The sequence below is a fragment of the Enterobacter sp. JBIWA005 genome (assembly GCF_019968805.1).
Taxonomy (GTDB): Bacteria; Pseudomonadota; Gammaproteobacteria; order Enterobacterales; family Enterobacteriaceae; genus Enterobacter; species Enterobacter vonholyi.
Genome location: NZ_CP074159.1, coordinates 2,535,802 through 2,552,512, shown reverse-complemented (window position 1 = coordinate 2,552,512; position 16,711 = coordinate 2,535,802). Strand labels below are relative to the sequence as shown.

At 53.1% G+C, this 16,711-nt stretch carries 17 protein-coding genes; 12 read left to right on the top strand and 5 right to left on the bottom strand.

The window, feature by feature from the left end; translation table 11 throughout:
• Window positions 1-94 precede the first annotated feature (94 nt).
• The 6 genes from topA (at window position 95) to acnA (ending at window position 7,580) form a co-directional block, all read left to right on the top strand.
• Window positions 95-2,692 (top strand): type I DNA topoisomerase, encoded by a 2,598-nt coding sequence (gene topA, locus KGP22_RS12055; RefSeq protein ID WP_149367044.1) that lies wholly within the window; start codon window positions 95-97, stop codon window positions 2,690-2,692.
• A 187-nt stretch (window positions 2,693-2,879) separates the two neighbouring features.
• Window positions 2,880-3,854 carry an HTH-type transcriptional regulator CysB gene (cysB, locus tag KGP22_RS12050; RefSeq protein WP_223579066.1) on the top strand — a complete coding sequence of 325 codons (975 nt, stop codon included), beginning with the start codon at window positions 2,880-2,882 and terminating at the stop codon, window positions 3,852-3,854.
• A 338-nt stretch (window positions 3,855-4,192) separates the two neighbouring features.
• The gene (locus tag KGP22_RS12045) at window positions 4,193-4,333 is read left to right on the top strand and encodes a YmiA family putative membrane protein (RefSeq protein ID WP_213327741.1); all 141 of its coding nucleotides are present in this window, start codon (window positions 4,193-4,195) and stop codon (window positions 4,331-4,333) included.
• Window positions 4,334-4,335: 2 nt separating this feature from the next.
• Window positions 4,336-4,506, top strand: a complete 171-nt coding sequence (locus KGP22_RS12040) for a hypothetical protein (RefSeq protein ID WP_032656727.1) — start codon at window positions 4,336-4,338, stop codon at window positions 4,504-4,506.
• Between the two features lie 138 nt (window positions 4,507-4,644).
• Window positions 4,645-4,743 carry a small membrane protein YmiC gene (gene ymiC, locus KGP22_RS12035; protein ID WP_032623144.1) on the top strand — a complete coding sequence of 33 codons (99 nt, stop codon included), beginning with the start codon at window positions 4,645-4,647 and terminating at the stop codon, window positions 4,741-4,743.
• Between the two features lie 161 nt (window positions 4,744-4,904).
• Window positions 4,905-7,580 (top strand): aconitate hydratase AcnA, encoded by a 2,676-nt coding sequence (gene acnA / locus KGP22_RS12030; RefSeq protein ID WP_223579061.1) that lies wholly within the window; start codon window positions 4,905-4,907, stop codon window positions 7,578-7,580.
• Window positions 7,581-7,617: 37 nt separating this feature from the next.
• Here the strand turns inward: acnA and ribA are convergent, their stop codons facing one another.
• A complete protein-coding gene (ribA, locus tag KGP22_RS12025; RefSeq protein WP_008501210.1) occupies window positions 7,618-8,208 on the bottom strand; it encodes a GTP cyclohydrolase II in 591 nt (196 codons plus the stop codon).
• Between the two features lie 197 nt (window positions 8,209-8,405).
• Between ribA and pgpB the strand changes: the two genes are divergently transcribed.
• From pgpB to yciH, 5 genes are all read left to right on the top strand, one after another.
• A complete protein-coding gene (pgpB, locus tag KGP22_RS12020; RefSeq protein WP_223582441.1) occupies window positions 8,406-9,173 on the top strand; it encodes a phosphatidylglycerophosphatase B in 768 nt (255 codons plus the stop codon).
• 148 nt (window positions 9,174-9,321) lie between these two features.
• Window positions 9,322-9,630, top strand: a complete 309-nt coding sequence (locus tag KGP22_RS12015) for a LapA family protein (protein ID WP_023312067.1) — start codon at window positions 9,322-9,324, stop codon at window positions 9,628-9,630.
• Window positions 9,631-9,636: 6 nt separating this feature from the next.
• A complete protein-coding gene (gene lapB / locus KGP22_RS12010) occupies window positions 9,637-10,806 on the top strand; it encodes a lipopolysaccharide assembly protein LapB (protein ID WP_111965952.1) in 1,170 nt (389 codons plus the stop codon).
• Window positions 10,807-10,992: 186 nt separating this feature from the next.
• Window positions 10,993-11,730, top strand: coding sequence for an orotidine-5'-phosphate decarboxylase (pyrF, locus tag KGP22_RS12005; RefSeq protein WP_023335943.1), 738 nt, complete (start codon window positions 10,993-10,995; stop codon window positions 11,728-11,730).
• Window positions 11,730-12,056, top strand: a complete 327-nt coding sequence (gene yciH / locus KGP22_RS12000; protein ID WP_223579059.1) for a stress response translation initiation inhibitor YciH — start codon at window positions 11,730-11,732, stop codon at window positions 12,054-12,056. Before pyrF ends, yciH begins: the two co-directional genes overlap by 1 nt.
• Window positions 12,057-12,161: 105 nt before the next feature.
• Here yciH and osmB read toward each other — a convergent pair whose 3' ends face one another.
• The 3 genes from osmB to KGP22_RS11985 all read right to left on the bottom strand — a co-directional run bounded on the left by osmB (window position 12,162) and on the right by KGP22_RS11985 (window position 13,622).
• Entirely contained in the window at window positions 12,162-12,380 is a 219-nt protein-coding gene (osmB, locus tag KGP22_RS11995; RefSeq protein ID WP_008501216.1) for an osmotically-inducible lipoprotein OsmB, read from the bottom strand.
• A 263-nt stretch (window positions 12,381-12,643) separates the two neighbouring features.
• On the bottom strand, window positions 12,644-13,396 hold the full coding sequence (locus KGP22_RS11990; protein ID WP_111965954.1) for a DNA-binding transcriptional regulator YciT: 753 nt from the start codon (window positions 13,394-13,396) through the stop codon (window positions 12,644-12,646).
• 43 nt (window positions 13,397-13,439) lie between these two features.
• Entirely contained in the window at window positions 13,440-13,622 is a 183-nt protein-coding gene (locus KGP22_RS11985) for a hypothetical protein (protein ID WP_111965955.1), read from the bottom strand.
• Window positions 13,623-13,815: 193 nt separating this feature from the next.
• On the opposite strand from KGP22_RS11985, the gene KGP22_RS11980 reads away from it, so the two are divergent.
• Window positions 13,816-14,685, top strand: coding sequence for a crotonase/enoyl-CoA hydratase family protein (locus KGP22_RS11980; RefSeq protein WP_111965956.1), 870 nt, complete (start codon window positions 13,816-13,818; stop codon window positions 14,683-14,685).
• Here the strand turns inward: KGP22_RS11980 and pdeR are convergent.
• Window positions 14,682-16,673, bottom strand: a complete 1,992-nt coding sequence (gene pdeR, locus KGP22_RS11975) for a cyclic di-GMP phosphodiesterase (RefSeq protein WP_111965957.1) — start codon at window positions 16,671-16,673, stop codon at window positions 14,682-14,684. The two genes, KGP22_RS11980 and pdeR, sit on opposite strands and share 4 nt — an antisense overlap.
• Window positions 16,674-16,711 lie beyond the last annotated feature (38 nt).

Genomic DNA, 16,711 nt, shown 5'->3' with positions numbered 1-16,711 from the left:
CTGACGCAGTCGCAATATCATTGGCTCGTCGTCAGCGGAAGGGAAATCAACGTGCGGCGTATTCCTGGAAGAATTAAATTAGGTAAAGGTGAATATGGGTAAAGCTCTCGTCATCGTTGAGTCCCCGGCAAAAGCCAAAACGATCAATAAGTATCTGGGTAATGACTACGTGGTTAAGTCCAGCGTTGGTCATATCCGCGATTTGCCGACCAGTGGCTCAGCCAGCAAAAAGAGCGCAGACTCTACCTCCACCAAAGGGGCTAAAAAGCCTAAAAAGGATGAACGTAGCGCGCTTGTCAACCGCATGGGTGTTAACCCATGGCATAACTGGGATGCACAATATGAAGTGCTTCCAGGGAAAGAAAAAGTCGTTAACGAGCTGAAGCAGCTTGCTGAAAAAGCAGACCACATCTATCTCGCAACCGACCTTGACCGCGAAGGGGAAGCCATTGCGTGGCACCTGCGGGAAGTGATTGGTGGTGATGACAAACGCTACAGCCGTGTAGTGTTTAACGAAATTACGAAGAATGCGATTCGTCAGGCGTTTGAGAAGCCGGGCGAACTGAATATTGACCGTGTAAACGCCCAGCAGGCACGTCGCTTTATGGACCGCGTTGTGGGCTACATGGTTTCTCCACTGCTGTGGAAGAAGATTGCCCGTGGCCTGTCCGCAGGGCGTGTGCAATCCGTCGCAGTGCGTCTGGTCGTTGAGCGTGAGCGCGAGATTAAAGCCTTCGTCCCGGAAGAGTTCTGGGAAGTTGACGCCAATGTGACCACGCCGGGCGGTGACGCTCTGCCGCTGCAGGTAAGCCATCAGAACGATAAGCCTTTCCGTCCGGAAAACCGCGACCAGACCATGGCCGCCGTGGCGCTGCTTGAAAAGGCACGCTATCAGGTGCTGGAACGCGAAGACAAACCGACCAGCAGTAAGCCTGGTGCGCCTTTTATCACCTCCACCCTGCAACAGGCTGCAAGTACGCGTCTGGGTTATGGCGTGAAGAAGACCATGATGATGGCCCAGCGTCTGTATGAAGCGGGCTATATCACCTACATGCGTACCGACTCAACCAACCTGAGCCAGGACGCGGTCAACATGGTGCGCGGCTACATCAGCGACAACTTCGGTAAGAAATACCTGCCGGAAAGCACTAACCAGTTTGCCAGCAAAGAGAACTCTCAGGAAGCGCACGAAGCGATTCGTCCTTCTGATGTCTCTGTCCTGGCTGAATCGCTGAAGGATATGGAAGCCGACGCGCAGAAGCTGTATCAGCTGATCTGGCGCCAGTTCGTGGCGTGCCAGATGACGCCAGCGCAGTACGACTCCACCACGCTGACCGTTGGCGCGGGTGAGTTCCGTCTTAAAGCTCGCGGTCGTATCCTGCGTTTTGACGGCTGGACGAAAGTGATGCCTGCGCTGCGTAAAGGCGATGAAGACCGAACGCTGCCGGCAGTGAACAAAGGGGATGAACTCTCGCTGGTTGACCTCGTGCCTGCCCAGCACTTCACCAAGCCGCCTGCGCGCTTCAGTGAAGCGTCCCTGGTGAAAGAGCTGGAAAAACGCGGTATTGGTCGACCGTCGACCTACGCGTCCATCATCTCGACGATTCAGGACCGTGGCTACGTGCGCGTTGAAAACCGCCGTTTCTATGCGGAAAAAATGGGCGAGATCGTCACCGACCGTCTGGAAGCAAACTTCCGCGAGCTGATGAATTACGATTTCACCGCGCAAATGGAAGACAGCCTCGACCAGGTTGCCAGCCACCAGGCGGAATGGAAAAAGGTACTCGACAGCTTCTTCAGCGACTTTACTGACCAGCTTGAAAAAGCGGAGAAAGACCCTGAAGAGGGCGGTATGTTGCCTAACCAGATGGTTCTGACCAGCATCGACTGTCCAACCTGTGGTCGCAAGATGGGGATCCGTACTGCCACGACGGGCGTATTCCTTGGCTGCTCCGGCTATGCGCTGTCGCCAAAAGAGCGCTGCAAAACCACCATCAACCTGGTGCCTGAGAACGAAGTTCTCAACGTGCTGGAAGGTGACGATGCGGAAACCAACGCGCTGCGGGCCAAGCGTCGCTGTCAGAAATGCGGCACGGCGATGGACAGCTACCTGATCGATCCCAAACGCAAGCTGCACGTCTGCGGTAATAACCCGACCTGCGACGGATATGAGATCGAAGAGGGTGAGTTCCGCATTAAGGGCTATGATGGCCCGATTGTGGAGTGCGAGAAGTGCGGTTCTGAAATGCACCTGAAAATGGGGCGCTTCGGTAAGTACATGGCGTGCACCAACGACGACTGTAAAAACACGCGCAAAATTCTGCGTAACGGTGAAGTGGCTCCGCCGAAGGAAGATCCGGTTCCGCTGCCAGAGCTGCCTTGTGAGAAATCCGACGCGTACTTCGTGCTGCGTGACGGCGCTGCGGGTGTCTTCCTGGCCGCCAACACCTTCCCGAAATCGCGTGAAACCCGCGCGCCGCTGGTGGAAGAGCTGCATCGCTTCCGCGATCGTCTGCCTGAGAAACTGCGTTATCTGGCCGATGCGCCACAGCAGGATCCGGAAGGCAACAAAACCGTGGTGCGCTTTAGCCGTAAAACCAAGCAGCAGTATGTTGCGGCAGAGAAAGAGGGTAAAGCGACCGGATGGTCAGCCTTCTTTGTCGATGGCAAATGGGTTGAAGGCAAGAAATAATCTTCCCTTACCGTAACTTACCTGTAAAAGGGCCGGATTTCCGGCCCTTTTTTATTGCCTTGTTATTATTTTTTGTTCCGTACTATACAGTCAGGCTATAAATGATATAGTGGTTATAGTTAACCTGTTTCTTATTATTAAATCGTCTTAAGCGATTGACCGCATGCGCTAAATCGGATGGTCTGGCATGAAATTACAGCAGCTTCGTTATATCGTTGAGGTGGTGAATCATAACCTTAACGTCTCTTCTACCGCCGAGGGGTTATATACCTCGCAACCGGGCATCAGCAAACAAGTTCGTATGCTGGAGGATGAGTTAGGCATTCAGATCTTCGCCCGCAGCGGTAAGCATCTTACCCAAGTGACGCCTGCGGGGCAGGAAATCATCCGCATTGCGCGGGAAGTCCTCTCTAAAGTCGATGCGATCAAGTCTGTGGCCGGGGAGCATACCTGGCCGGATAAAGGCTCGCTGTATATTGCCACGACGCATACTCAGGCGCGCTATGCGTTACCTGGTGTCATTAAAGGCTTTATAGGGCGTTATCCTCGCGTCTCTTTGCATATGCACCAGGGGTCGCCAACGCAAATCGCTGAAGCCGTTTCCAAGGGGAATGCAGACTTCGCCATCGCCACCGAAGCGCTTCACCTCTATGACGATCTGGTGATGCTCCCGTGCTACCACTGGAACCGTTCTATCGTGGTGACCCCCGATCACCCCCTGGCAGGTAAAGGGTCCGTCACTATCGAAGAGCTGGCCCAATATCCTCTGGTGACGTATACGTTTGGCTTTACCGGACGCTCCGAGCTTGATACGGCCTTTAATCGGGCAGGGTTAACGCCACGCATTGTCTTTACCGCGACGGATGCCGACGTGATTAAGACCTATGTGCGGCTTGGTCTGGGGGTGGGTGTTATTGCCAGCATGGCGGTGGACCCGGTGTCAGACCCTGATCTGGTGCGTCTTGATGCGCACGATGTTTTCAGTCATAGCACCACTAAGATTGGCTTCCGTCGCAGCACCTTCCTGCGCAGCTATATGTATGATTTTATTCAGCGCTTTGCCCCTCATTTAACGCGTGACGTTGTTGATACCGCCGTTGCATTACGCTCAAATGAAGATATTGAAGAGATGTTTAAAGATATCAAACTCCCCGAAAAATAATCACACCCGGTATCTTTCCCTAAGGGAAAGATACTGAAATAACGCCTCAAAGCTAAATTAGAATTATCATCATCTGCGTATCCCCTGTCATATAATGTCATTATCCATTTAATCAGTAGGGTTATAATGTCGTGAATTGACGACAAAAGTAGAAACTAATTAACGCCTTCGCAAATTTTTCTTTTCAATTATTTATTTCTGGTCAAAAGAATGAATATTTCATACCTTCCGGTGCGTAAATTCACTGGCTTTTCGGCTAAAGTTTCTTTAGGATTTATCTCAACAGATGATTAATTGTACCAATTGTTTGGTCCTAAATGATAAGCGATGTCGATTGTATGAGGTTAGCAATGCCTTCAGGAAGTGAAGAACCGCAAAGGGATCCTGCGCTCAAGCGTAAAGCCTGGCTGGCGGTCTTTCTCGTCTCTACCCTGTTTTGGGTGGTGGTTGCTCTCCTGGCCTGGAAATATTGGGGTTGAATATGGCAGTGACGGTACGTACAGAAACGGTAAAACAGATGTGTCAGCATCGTGACAACGGCCACAGAGGGCGTAAAGCACCTGCGACTGTTGTACCCGCGTCCTGGAAACTGACGCCGCAGCAGCAGGCGTTTATTGATGTGTTCGCAGAAGACGAACCCAAAAAACAATAATTTAGTTTATTGCGTAATGATGCAAATAGTCTGAATATCGACTCTGCACTTTTGTACTCTTTAATAAATACACATCAGCAATATAGCACTGAGGACAAACCTCGGAACTTTTTATAAATAATGCCTGGTGTCCCTATGATGAATAACATGACGTCTCACAAATACTGGTCATGGATCGGCGTTTTTACCGTGTCGATTCTGTTCTGGAGTCAGCTCATCTGGTTGGCCCTCCACTAAATTGTAAAACCTCGCTACGGCGGGGTTTTTTGTTTTCCCGTTCGGGACCAATCCTAAATTTATCAATTTGGGTTGTTATCAAAACGTTACGACATCTTTGTGTTATCTTTAATTACGGCCCTGATGATTGTCGGGGCATCTCTGTGATTAAGGAGGAGCTTATGTCGTTAACCCTACGCGAAGCCAGTAAGGACACATTACAGGCAGAAAATAAAACCTGGCATTACTACAGCCTGCCGCTGGCTGCCAGAACGCTTGGGGACATTTCGCGTTTACCCAAGTCATTGAAAGTTTTACTGGAAAATCTTTTACGCTGGCAGGACGGTGACTCTGTCACCCTCGATGATATCAAGGCGCTGGCAGGGTGGCTTGAAAATGCCCATGCCGACAGAGAAATCGCCTATCGCCCGGCCAGGGTGCTGATGCAGGACTTTACCGGTGTCCCTGCCGTCGTTGATTTAGCCGCGATGCGCGAGGCCGTTAAGCGTCTCGGCGGAGATACGGCAAAAGTGAATCCGCTTTCCCCTGTAGACCTTGTCATTGACCATTCCGTAACCGTTGACCGCTTTGGCGATGATGACGCCTTTGGCGAGAACGTGCGTCTCGAGATGGAACGTAACCACGAGCGGTATGTATTCCTGAAGTGGGGGCAGCAGGCATTCAGCCGGTTTAGCGTGGTCCCGCCGGGTACCGGGATTTGTCACCAGGTTAACCTTGAATATCTGGGGAAAGCCGTCTGGAGTGAGTTGCAGGATAAAGAGTGGGTCGCCTATCCGGACACGCTGGTGGGCACGGACTCCCATACCACTATGATTAACGGTTTGGGCGTGTTGGGCTGGGGCGTCGGCGGTATCGAAGCAGAAGCGGCCATGCTCGGCCAGCCGGTGTCCATGCTTATTCCTGACGTGGTGGGCTTCAAGCTTACCGGTAAGCTGTCTGAAGGCATTACTGCCACCGATCTGGTGCTCACCGTCACTCAGATGCTGCGTAAGCATGGTGTGGTGGGCAAGTTTGTAGAATTCTACGGTGATGGTCTGGATTCGCTGCCGCTGGCCGACCGTGCCACCATTGCCAATATGGCGCCGGAATACGGTGCAACCTGTGGCTTTTTCCCCATTGATGATGTCACGCTGGAATACATGCGCCTTAGCGGGCGCAGCGAAGAGCAGGTCGCGCTGGTGGAGGCCTATACCAAAGCGCAGGGCATGTGGCGAAACCCGGGTGATGAACCGGTCTTCACCAGTACGTTAGAACTCGATATGGGAAGCGTCGAGGCGAGCCTCGCCGGGCCGAAACGTCCGCAGGATCGGGTTGCGCTGAGTGACGTGCCAAAAGCCTTTGCCGCCAGCAATGCGCTGGAGGTGAACGTGGCGCAGAAAGACCATCGCCCCGTCGACTATGTTCTGAATGGACATCAGTATCTGCTCCCGGATGGCGCGGTAGTTATTGCGGCCATTACCTCCTGCACCAACACTTCAAACCCCAGCGTGTTAATGGCGGCTGGTTTGTTGGCTAAAAAGGCGGTAGAGCTTGGGCTAAAACCTCAGCCATGGGTTAAGGCCTCGCTGGCACCGGGTTCCAAAGTGGTATCTGATTACCTGGCGCAGGCCAAACTGACGCCGTACCTTGACGAACTGGGCTTTAACCTCGTGGGCTACGGCTGTACGACCTGTATTGGTAACTCCGGCCCGCTGCCTGAACCCATTGAAACGGCGATCAAACAGGGTGACCTGACGGTAGGCGCCGTTCTATCCGGTAACCGTAACTTTGAAGGGCGCATTCACCCGCTGGTGAAAACCAACTGGCTCGCCTCGCCGCCGCTGGTTGTGGCTTATGCCCTGGCAGGGAACATGAATATCAACCTGGCGACCGATCCAATTGGTCACGATCGCAAGAATGACCCTGTCTATCTGAAAGATATCTGGCCATCATCGCGTGAAATCGCGCTGGCCGTTGAGAAGGTTTCTACCGAGATGTTCCGTAAAGAATACGCGGAAGTCTTTGAAGGCACTCCGGAATGGAAAGCCATCAACGTTGCAGGTTCGGATACCTATGGTTGGCAGGATGACTCGACCTATATTCGTCTGTCGCCGTTCTTTGATGAGATGCTCGCCGAGCCGGCACCGCTTAAGGATATCCACGGCGCGCGCATCCTGGCGATGCTGGGAGATTCCGTCACGACGGACCATATCTCTCCGGCGGGGAGTATCAAAGCCGATAGCCCGGCGGGCCGTTACCTGCAGAGCCGGGGCGTCGAGCGTCGCGATTTTAACTCCTACGGATCGCGTCGTGGCAACCATGAGGTCATGATGCGCGGGACCTTTGCCAACATCCGCATTCGTAACGAAATGGTACCGGGCGTGGAAGGGGGCATGACCCGTCATCTGCCGGGGACGGAAGTCGTGTCGATTTATGATGCGGCAGTCAAATATCAGCAGGAAGGTACGCCGCTGGCGGTGATCGCCGGGAAAGAGTACGGTTCCGGCTCCAGCCGCGACTGGGCGGCGAAAGGTCCGCGTCTGCTTGGCGTTCGTGTGGTCATCGCCGAATCGTTCGAACGTATTCACCGTTCGAATCTGATCGGTATGGGGATCCTGCCGCTTGAGTTCCCGCAGGGGATGACGCGTAAAACGCTGGGCCTGACCGGGGAAGAGCTGATTGAGATTAGCGGTCTGCAAAGCCTGCAGCCAGGTAAAACGGTGCCGGTAAAGTTAACCCGTGCAGACGGGAAAACCGAGGTGCTGGATTGCCGGTGCCGTATAGATACGGCAACCGAGCTGACCTATTACCAGAACGACGGCATTTTACATTATGTGATTCGTAAGATGCTGGATTGATGAAACGAGCCCGGCACGCGTGCCGGGCTTTTTAGCATTACTCTTTCAGCAGATGGCCCATTTTGGCGGCTTTGGTATCAAGGTAGTGGGCGTTTTTCGGGTTACGGCCGACAATCAGCGGTACACGCTCGACGATGTTGATCCCCGCTTCGGTCAGGATCTCCACTTTTTTCGGGTTATTGGTCAGCAGGCGAACTTCGTCCACGCCCAGCAGCTTGAACATATCGGCGCACAAGGTGAAGTCGCGTTCGTCAGCGGCAAAGCCGAGCTGATGGTTTGCTTCAACCGTATCGTAGCCCTGGTCCTGAAGCGCGTAGGCGCGAATTTTATTTAGCAGGCCAATATTACGACCTTCCTGACGGTGATAAAGCAGCACGCCGCGGCCTTCTTCTGCAATATGGGACAGGGCGGCTTCCAGCTGGAAACCACAATCACAGCGCAGGCTGAACAGCGCGTCGCCGGTGAGACACTCTGAATGGACGCGGGACAGTACCGGCGTCTGCCCTGAAATGTCGCCATACACCAGCGCGACATGATCCTGTCCGGTTGCCAGTTCTTCAAAACCCACCATCAGGAAATCGCCCCATGGGGTTGGCAGTTTGGCTTCTGCCACACGTTTAAGCTGCATGTGATTCTCCAGAGTAGGCTGACACGTTTCGTGCCTTTGCCCTGTTTTGCTTTCTGTATCAGTTCATTTTGCCACAAGCTCAGCAGGTTCGCCTAATGGGCACCATGCTATATGAACGTTAAACGCACGATCCGACATATCCACCCAAAGGATTAATTTCAGTTATGATTGTGACGCTTAGCGAAAAAGGAGAAGACATGCTTTCAATCGCCAGACGTACGGCAGCAGGTGCGGCCATTTTACTGATTATGCCTCTGACCGTATGGCTTTCAGGCTGGATGTGGCAGCCCGGGCATAATGCCATGTGGCTGAAAACCTTATACTGGATAACGGAAACGGTCACCCAGCCATGGGGAATAATTACCCACGTACTCCTCTGCGCCTGGTTTCTGTGGTGCCTGCGCTTTCGCCTGCGCGCGGCACTGATGCTCTTTGCTATCCTCGGTGGCGCTATCATTGTCGGTCAGGGGGTGAAGTCCTGGGTGAAAGATCGCGTCCAGGAGCCGCGTCCTTTTGTCGTCTGGCTGGAAAAAACCCATCATGTTCCGGTGGATGAGTTCTACAATTTAAAGCGTAAAGATCGTGGTGCGCTGGTAAAGGAACAGCTTGCGGAACAGCAGGATATCCCGAAATTCTTGCGTAAACACTGGCAGAAAGAGACGGGGTTCGCGTTTCCTTCTGGTCACACCATGTTTGCGGCCAGCTGGGCGTTGCTGGGGGTTGGGCTGCTTTGGCCTAGGCGTCGAACGATTACGATCGCGATTTTACTGGTCTGGGCGACGGGGGTTATGGGAAGCCGCTTGCTGCTGGGGATGCACTGGCCGCGCGACCTGGTCGTCGCCACGCTCATCTCATGGTTGCTGATCGTGCTGGCGACCTGGCTCACTGAACGATTCTGCGGCCCGCTAACGCCACAGCCAGAAGAGAAAGCAGAAATAGCCGAAAGGGACCAAACCGACGCCTGACGGTTGATATTCCGTATTTCGCCCATAGATCCATGACCTGCGCGTCACTTTTTCCGTTTCGCGCTCGTCGCTAAAATGGTAGTTTATAAGGCTGATTGCGGTGAATTGAACACACTTTATTCGCTTGAACCACATAACGGGAAGTAATGTGAAATATTTACTCATTTTCTTACTGGTATTGGCGATTTTTGTCATTTCAGTCACGTTGGGTGCACAAAACGATCAGCAGGTGACGTTTAACTATCTGCTGGCTCAGGGTGAGTATCGCGTCTCGAGCCTGCTGGCGGTCTTATTTGCTGCCGGCTTTGCCATTGGCTGGCTGGTTTGCGGTCTGTTCTGGCTGAAAGTCCGTGTTTCGCTTGCGCGCGCTGAACGTAAAATTAAGCGACTTGAAAATAACATTGCCCCTGCGTCTGACATCCCGGAAAGCTCTGGTGTGCCGGTCGTGAAGGAATAATCGACTATGCTGGAGTTGTTGTTTCTGCTTTTGCCTGTAGCCGCAGCCTATGGCTGGTATATGGGCCGCAGAAGTGCGCAACAAACAAAACAGGATGAGGCCAATCGGCTCTCCCGCGACTACGTTGCGGGGGTAAACTTCCTCCTGAGCAATCAGCAGGACAAAGCGGTAGACCTGTTCCTCGATATGCTGAAAGAGGATACCGGGACGGTTGAAGCGCATCTCACCCTGGGAAACCTGTTCCGCTCGCGCGGCGAGGTTGACCGCGCCATTCGTATTCACCAGACGCTGATGGAAAGCGCCTCTCTGACCTACGATCAACGTCTACTTGCAGTGCAACAGCTGGGGCGGGATTACATGGCCGCGGGGTTGTACGATCGCGCTGAAGATATGTTCTCCCAACTGGTGGATGAAACAGATTTCCGCATCGGCGCGCTGCAGCAGCTCCTGCAGATTTATCAGGCCACCAGCGACTGGCAGAAAGCCATTGATACGGCTGAACGTCTGGTGAAGCTGGGGAAAGATAAGCAGCGCGTTGAGATAGCCCATTTCTACTGTGAGCTTGCGCTTCAGCAGATGGGCAATGACGACATGGACAAAGCCATGGCGTTACTGAAGAAAGGTGCCGCCGCGGATCGCAACAGCGCGCGAATCTCCATCATGATGGGGCGTGTCTTTATGGCGAATGGCGACTACGCCAAAGCCGTTGAAAGCCTGCTGCGGGTGATCGACCAGGACAAAGAGCTGGTCAGTGAAACGCTGGAAATGCTGCAAACCTGCTATCAGCAGTTGGATAAGCAGGAAGAGTGGGTCGCATTCCTGCGTCGCTGCGTGGAAGAGAACACCGGTGCCACCGCTGAACTGATGCTCTCAGACGTCGTTGAACAGTATGAAGGAAGCGACACTGCGCAGGTTTACATTACGCGTCAGCTGCAGCGTCATCCGACCATGCGGGTCTTCCATAAGCTGATGGATTACCACCTTAACGACGCGGAAGAAGGGCGCGCCAAAGAGAGCCTGATGGTGCTGCGCGACATGGTTGGCGAGCAGGTGCGCAGCAAGCCACGCTATCGTTGTCAGAAGTGTGGTTTTACCGCGTATACGCTCTATTGGCACTGTCCTTCCTGCCGCGCCTGGTCCACTATCAAGCCAATCCGTGGCCTGGACGGGCAGTAATTTTTTTAAAAGCCTTCATTTTAGTTACAACATACTGATGGCATTTAACGATTTCTCAACACCGTGCGGTTTGCTGGCCTGTCAGGGAAATAAATGGATTCTGTCAATTTGCGACGACGGCAGGTAGAATGCTGGCCGTTTATCTGTTCCGCGCCGCTGCGCGCCCATAGACGAAAAGGGCTGGTCATGACGTCTGTTACATCCTCCACTTCCCGAGTAATTACGGATTCTCCTGTTGTTGTTGCGCTTGATTACAATAAGCGTGACGCTGCACTCGCGTTTGTCGACGGCATTGACCCTCGCGACTGCCGTCTGAAAGTTGGCAAAGAGATGTTCACGCTGTTTGGACCGCAAATCGTTCGCGATCTGCAGCAGCGCGGTTTTGACGTTTTCCTCGATCTGAAATTCCATGATATCCCGAATACCACGGCGCACGCGGTTGCCGCAGCCGCAGAACTGGGTGTATGGATGGTTAATGTCCATGCGTCAGGTGGGGCAAGAATGATGACCGCTGCCCGTGAGGCGCTCCTGCCGTTCGGTAAAGATGCACCGTTGCTGATTGCGGTCACCGTGCTGACCAGTATGGACGAAAACGATTTACGCGACCTGGGAGTGACGTTGTCACCCGCCGAGCATGCCGAACGTCTCGCGCGTCTGACCCAGCATTGCGGCCTGGATGGCGTCGTCTGCTCCGCGCAGGAAGCGGTACGTTTCAAATCAGCGCTGGGCAAGGATTTTAAACTGGTCACGCCGGGTATCCGTCCTGCAGGCAGCGACGTGGGCGATCAGCGCCGCATTATGACGCCTGAGCAGGCGCTGGCTGCAGGCGTTGACTACATGGTCATTGGGCGTCCGGTGACGCAGTCTGCAAACCCGGCTGAGACGCTTAAGGCTATTAACGCATCGCTGAAGAAGGGGGCGTAATGACCGATTCCAACAGCCGCCTGGTCTATTCAACCGATAGCGGGCGTATTGACGAACCGAAAGCGAAAGTGGAACGTCCAAAGGGGAACGGCATCGTTCGGATCCAGCGCCAGACCAGTGGACGAAAAGGAAAAGGGGTTTGTCTAATCTCCGGCATTGACCTTGATGATGCTGAACTGACAGCGCTGGCCGCCGAACTTAAAAAGAAATGTGGCTGCGGCGGTGCCGTGAAAGACGGCATTATTGAAATACAGGGTGATAAACGTGATTTAATTAAAACTCTGCTGGAAGCCAAAGGTATGAAAGTCAAACTGGCAGGCGGCTAAAATAAATGAGCCACGGCAAATGCCGTGGCTCGTGTTATATACGTGCGTATGTCAGACCTGAAATGCGTTTAAATATCGCATTACCGGGGAAGGCTTGGATAGTTATTATTTGCCAACCTGGTGACCGATAATACCACCGACGGCAGCGCCACCTAATGTACCCAGCGTACTACCATCCGTTAATACTGCACCACCGAGAGCACCGGCACCGGCACCAATAGCGGTGTTACGGTCGCGTTTAGACCAGTTAGAGCACGCGCTCAGGGACATTGCTACAGTGATTGCCAGAACAGCGGCGGCTAATTTTTTGCTGGTTAAGGTCATAATACTTTCTCCTGAATTATCGATTCACGGAAAGATGTGCGCATTAAGTATAGACGAATCGAATACTTAATTCTTTTTCCCGTGAAAGCTGGTCGCGCAGGCGTTACTTCATCACGCAGGTGATAGTCACTTCCTGTTATATCGCTAACAGTAATTTTACGACTTTAATGCAGGTTAAACAGGTAAAAACTCTTAAAGCAGGGTTAAGAATCATCTCAGAGAAAGAAGGGCGTATGCGCCCGAAGTTCGGGCGCGGAGGGGAGTCAGGCGCTGGTTTTAATAATATTGACGATCAGACCACTGTCTTCCAGTTTAATACGGTGCGCGTCGCTCAACCGCTCGTCGGTAATCACGCGGCTAAAGCGTGAAACGGGGCCCATCGTGTAAGGGTGAACGGCGCCAAATTTAGAGCTGTCAGTGAGCACAATGGCTTCACACTCTTTTTCCAGCACCGCATTCACCACGTCAGAGCGCATCATATCCCGACCGGTAAAACCTGTCTCTGGTTGCCAGCCGTCAATCCCGATAAATGCCTTGCTGAAATGAACCTGCTGGACATACTGACGGGTCAGCGGGCCTACCATGCTTTCGCTTTTTTTCTGGTAAATTCCGCCGAGCAGTATCACCTCGCAGCGCGTCTCTTTGAGCAAATGCGCGATATAGCTGCTGACGGTGATAATGGTCACGTCTTTTTGATCGGCAAGCGTGCGCGCCAGAAGGGCATTACTGCTGCCGTTTTCAATAAAGACGGTCTCGCCGTTGTTCACCAGGGACGCGGCAAATTCCGCCAGTTCACGTTTGAGCGCGTAGTTGTTCATCATGCGCGTCTCAACGTCATCACTGTCCAGCGGGACAGCATATCCGTGCGCACGACGCAGATAGCTCTGTTTTTCCAGCAGATTAAGATCCTGACGGATGGTGACTTCAGAAACGCCAGTGGTTTTAGCGAGATCGACTACGCTTACGCGTCCCTGATCGATGACCATCTGCAAAATGAGTTGTTGTCGGGAATTCATAGCATCCATTTAATAAAGCGAAACGAGGTCGGAGACAGTGGGGTTAAACTTCCCACGGCGCTTTTGGCTGTCCGTTTTCAGGCGTATTGTCAGCGCCATTCTGAGCGAGAAGTTCAGACTTCAGGATCTCGAGATTACGGATAGCAGAGTGATAATCGCCTGCCACCAGGATATCCAGCACGGTATCAATTCGTTGTGCTACAGCTTGTGCGTCAATAGTCGACATAATCTCACTCCAGGCGCGAAAAGTTAATATTTTCAATGATGCAGAAATTAGGGTCAAAAGAGAAGGGAAAAAATGCAATAACTAAATTACATAAACGTAAGTGATAAATTTATTCCCCCTCATGCAGCAGGCTTAATGAGTGGATTAGTCTAAAACTGCGCGCAAGGCGCTTTTTTATAAGAGGAATTAGACTATGACAGTTATCAATCAGCCTACCTGTACACTGTTTACCGATACTGAACGGTTCACTCAGCTGTCGGGTTATTACGAGGCGGAGCGTCACACCGTCTGGATGATGCTGCGGGCTCAGCCGCGACCTTGCTTTAACCATGCGTTAATTGAGGAGATCATGAACTTTTCATGGCTGGTTCGCCAGTCTGGTTTTGCGGTTGATTTTTGGGTAACCGGATCGCTGGTTCCGGAGATGTACAATGTGGGCGGTGACTTACAGTTCTTCGTCGAGTGCATTCAGAACGGACGTCGGGAAGCGTTGCGGGCGTACGCGCGCGCCTGCGTTGATTGCGTCCATGCGGCCTCACGGGGGTTTGATACGGGAGCCATCACTCTGGCAATGGTCGAAGGCAGTGCTCTAGGAGGCGGTTTTGAGGCCGCTCTGGCGCACCATTTCGCCCTGGCTCAGCGCGATGCCCGTTTAGGTTTCCCAGAGATTGCCTTCAATCTGTTTCCGGGCATGGGGGGATATTCCCTGGTCGCACGCCGTTCGGGCATGAAGCTGGCGGAAGAACTCATCTACAAAGGGGAATCCCATACGGCTGAATGGTACGAACAGCATGGGCTGGTGGATGTTCTGTTTGAACCCGGACAAAGCTATGTCTCCACCCGAACTTTCATCGATACGCTGCGGCCAAAACTGAACGGCGTAAGGGCGATGCTGCGCGCCCGTACCCGCGTTCTACAATTGCCTCGCAGTGAACTGATGGACATAACCGAAGACTGGGTGGATGCTGCTTTCTGCCTGGAGCCGAAAGATATCGCCTACATGGAGCGTCTGGTCACGCTGCAAAACCGCCATCATGCGGCGGGTCTGCGTAAAGCCAGTTAACGTTGATTTCGCGCTTGATATCGTTTTAGCCATCGCTCGAATGCGGCAGCGGGCATAGGCTTAGCAAACAGAAAACCCTGCCGTTCGTTGACGCCGTTCTTGGTCAGAAAGGCGTCTTCTTTTGCATTTTCCACACCTTCGGCAATCACCTGAAGATTTAACGCCTGCGCCACCGCGACGATAGCGCGCACCAGTGACTGTGAAATGGACTGCTTATGAATGTCCCTGACAAAGGATTGATCGAGTTTAATGGCGTCGATAGGGAAGCGGGCGAGCTGCGAAAGAGAAGAGTAGCCGGTGCCAAAATCATCCAGATGAATTTGCGCCCCGAGTCTGCTGAACTGCTGGATCACGGACAGCGCCAGCTCTTCGTTCTCGATAAGACAGCTTTCGGTCAACTCAACGTCGACAGGGCAGTATTCAAAATTCAGATCCTTCAGCGCCTGCTTTAAGTCGCTGAAGATAGTCTGGTCGGCCAGCTGTCGTGCAGAGACGTTCACCGCCACGCGCAGGTTAATTCCCTTATCGCGCCATTTCGCCACCTGGCGAACCACATCAAGCATCACCCAGCGGCCCAGCGGCACAATCAGCCCCGACTCCTCGGCATAAGAGATAAACTCCAGCGGCGGGATCAGGCCGCGTTCTGGTGATTGCCAGCGGACCAGTGCTTCAAGGCTTCTGACTTCCCCACGCCAGGTTATTTTGGGCTGATAGTGAATTAGAAGCTGATCGTTATCCAGAGCTTTACGCAGGTTGGTATCGAGCCAGAGATACTCAAATACGCGCTGGTTCATCTCGGGTGAGAAGACGCAGAACTTGCCCCGGCCGTTCTCTTTGGCGGTGTACATGGCGGTATCGGCGTTACGAATGACGCTTTCCCGGTCGCTACCATGCTGCGGGGCGAGGGCGATACCCAGAGAGCAGCCGGTATAAATCTCAATCAGACCGATTCGGAACGGCTGGCGCAGACGGGTTAAAATGCGCGACGCCATCGCCTCCAGAGAGCCCTGTGAGGTATTGGTGGCCATGACGATAAACTCATCACCGCCCAGTCGCGCCAGCACCTGTTCCTCATCCAGACAGCTCAAAATGGCGAGGGCGACAGCCTGTAACAGCTGATCGCCAAACATATGCCCGTAAGCGTCGTTGACCTTTTTAAAGTTATCCAGATCGAGATACACCACGCCTACCTGCGTGTCGCCGCGGTTGACGATGGCGTCAGAAATCAGATCGTGGATCGCATTGCGGTTTGGCAAGCCGGTGATGGTATCGGTATTGGCCAGCACGCGCAGCCGCTCCTGAGCGCGGCGTTCCTCGGTAATATCTGTCCCGGAACAGATAAGGAAAATTTCATTTTTACCGCTGCCGCTGTGAACGAATTTGTTTCTGAACAGAAACAGCCGCTGCCCTTTACGCGTTTTGATCCAGCGTTCGACTTCGTAGGAGCTGCCGTTGCGAAAAAAACCGGTAATATTGCGCTTTGAAGCGGCCGCTTCGCTGCGGCTCATAAACAGCTTAAACACGTTCTGGCCAATCACTTCTTGCTCTTTCAGGCCGGTATACTCTTCGCTAAGCCGGTTAAAACGCTGGATATTGCCGTGCCGATCGAGAATAACAATGACGGAGTTGGCCTCAGAGACAACCTGTTCCGCAAAAGAGAGCCCTTGAGCCAGATCGCGTGCCACGGAGGGCGTATCGTTCCAGGCGGAAGCGGTTCCGGCCCACTCGTTACGGGTAATTTTACGACCCACAAGATGAACCGGGACATCTTCTCCGTACAGGGAGAGCGACATGGAAATGCTGGAGGTAATAACGGTTAAATGACGGATGAGATCGGCCTGTTCATCGTCCAGCGCCACGACCTGAGTGACATCGGCATTTTCGCTGGTGGAAAGGTGCAGAGCGTTGCTGTCAGCTGATAAGCGCCACCACGGGCTGTGAGTCCCCATGTAGCGAAACAGCAAATTCTGCTCCAGATCGTCCATCATGTTTTCTCCCGCAGCTGTTCATTAGCGCACAAATTATT

What these genes read in the sequence shown, in the direction of transcription:
- topA (WP_149367044.1), top strand. Translation starts at nt 95, where the DNA reads ATGGGTAAAGCTCTCGTCATCGTTGAGTCCCCGGCAAAAGCCAAAACG.
- KGP22_RS12045 (WP_213327741.1), top strand. Translation starts at nt 4,193, where the DNA reads ATGAGGTTAGCAATGCCTTCAGGAAGTGAAGAACCGCAAAGGGATCCT.
- KGP22_RS11980 (WP_111965956.1), top strand. Translation starts at nt 13,816, where the DNA reads ATGACAGTTATCAATCAGCCTACCTGTACACTGTTTACCGATACTGAA.
- ribA (WP_008501210.1), bottom strand. Translation starts at nt 8,208, where the DNA reads ATGCAGCTTAAACGTGTGGCAGAAGCCAAACTGCCAACCCCATGGGGC.
- yciH (WP_223579059.1), top strand. Translation starts at nt 11,730, where the DNA reads ATGACCGATTCCAACAGCCGCCTGGTCTATTCAACCGATAGCGGGCGT.
- pdeR (WP_111965957.1), bottom strand. Translation starts at nt 16,673, where the DNA reads ATGATGGACGATCTGGAGCAGAATTTGCTGTTTCGCTACATGGGGACT.
- KGP22_RS12040 (WP_032656727.1), top strand. Translation starts at nt 4,336, where the DNA reads ATGGCAGTGACGGTACGTACAGAAACGGTAAAACAGATGTGTCAGCAT.
- ymiC (WP_032623144.1), top strand. Translation starts at nt 4,645, where the DNA reads ATGAATAACATGACGTCTCACAAATACTGGTCATGGATCGGCGTTTTT.
- lapB (WP_111965952.1), top strand. Translation starts at nt 9,637, where the DNA reads ATGCTGGAGTTGTTGTTTCTGCTTTTGCCTGTAGCCGCAGCCTATGGC.
- KGP22_RS11985 (WP_111965955.1), bottom strand. Translation starts at nt 13,622, where the DNA reads ATGTCGACTATTGACGCACAAGCTGTAGCACAACGAATTGATACCGTG.
- pyrF (WP_023335943.1), top strand. Translation starts at nt 10,993, where the DNA reads ATGACGTCTGTTACATCCTCCACTTCCCGAGTAATTACGGATTCTCCT.
- KGP22_RS11990 (WP_111965954.1), bottom strand. Translation starts at nt 13,396, where the DNA reads ATGAATTCCCGACAACAACTCATTTTGCAGATGGTCATCGATCAGGGA.
- pgpB (WP_223582441.1), top strand. Translation starts at nt 8,406, where the DNA reads ATGCTTTCAATCGCCAGACGTACGGCAGCAGGTGCGGCCATTTTACTG.
- acnA (WP_223579061.1), top strand. Translation starts at nt 4,905, where the DNA reads ATGTCGTTAACCCTACGCGAAGCCAGTAAGGACACATTACAGGCAGAA.
- cysB (WP_223579066.1), top strand. Translation starts at nt 2,880, where the DNA reads ATGAAATTACAGCAGCTTCGTTATATCGTTGAGGTGGTGAATCATAAC.
- osmB (WP_008501216.1), bottom strand. Translation starts at nt 12,380, where the DNA reads ATGACCTTAACCAGCAAAAAATTAGCCGCCGCTGTTCTGGCAATCACT.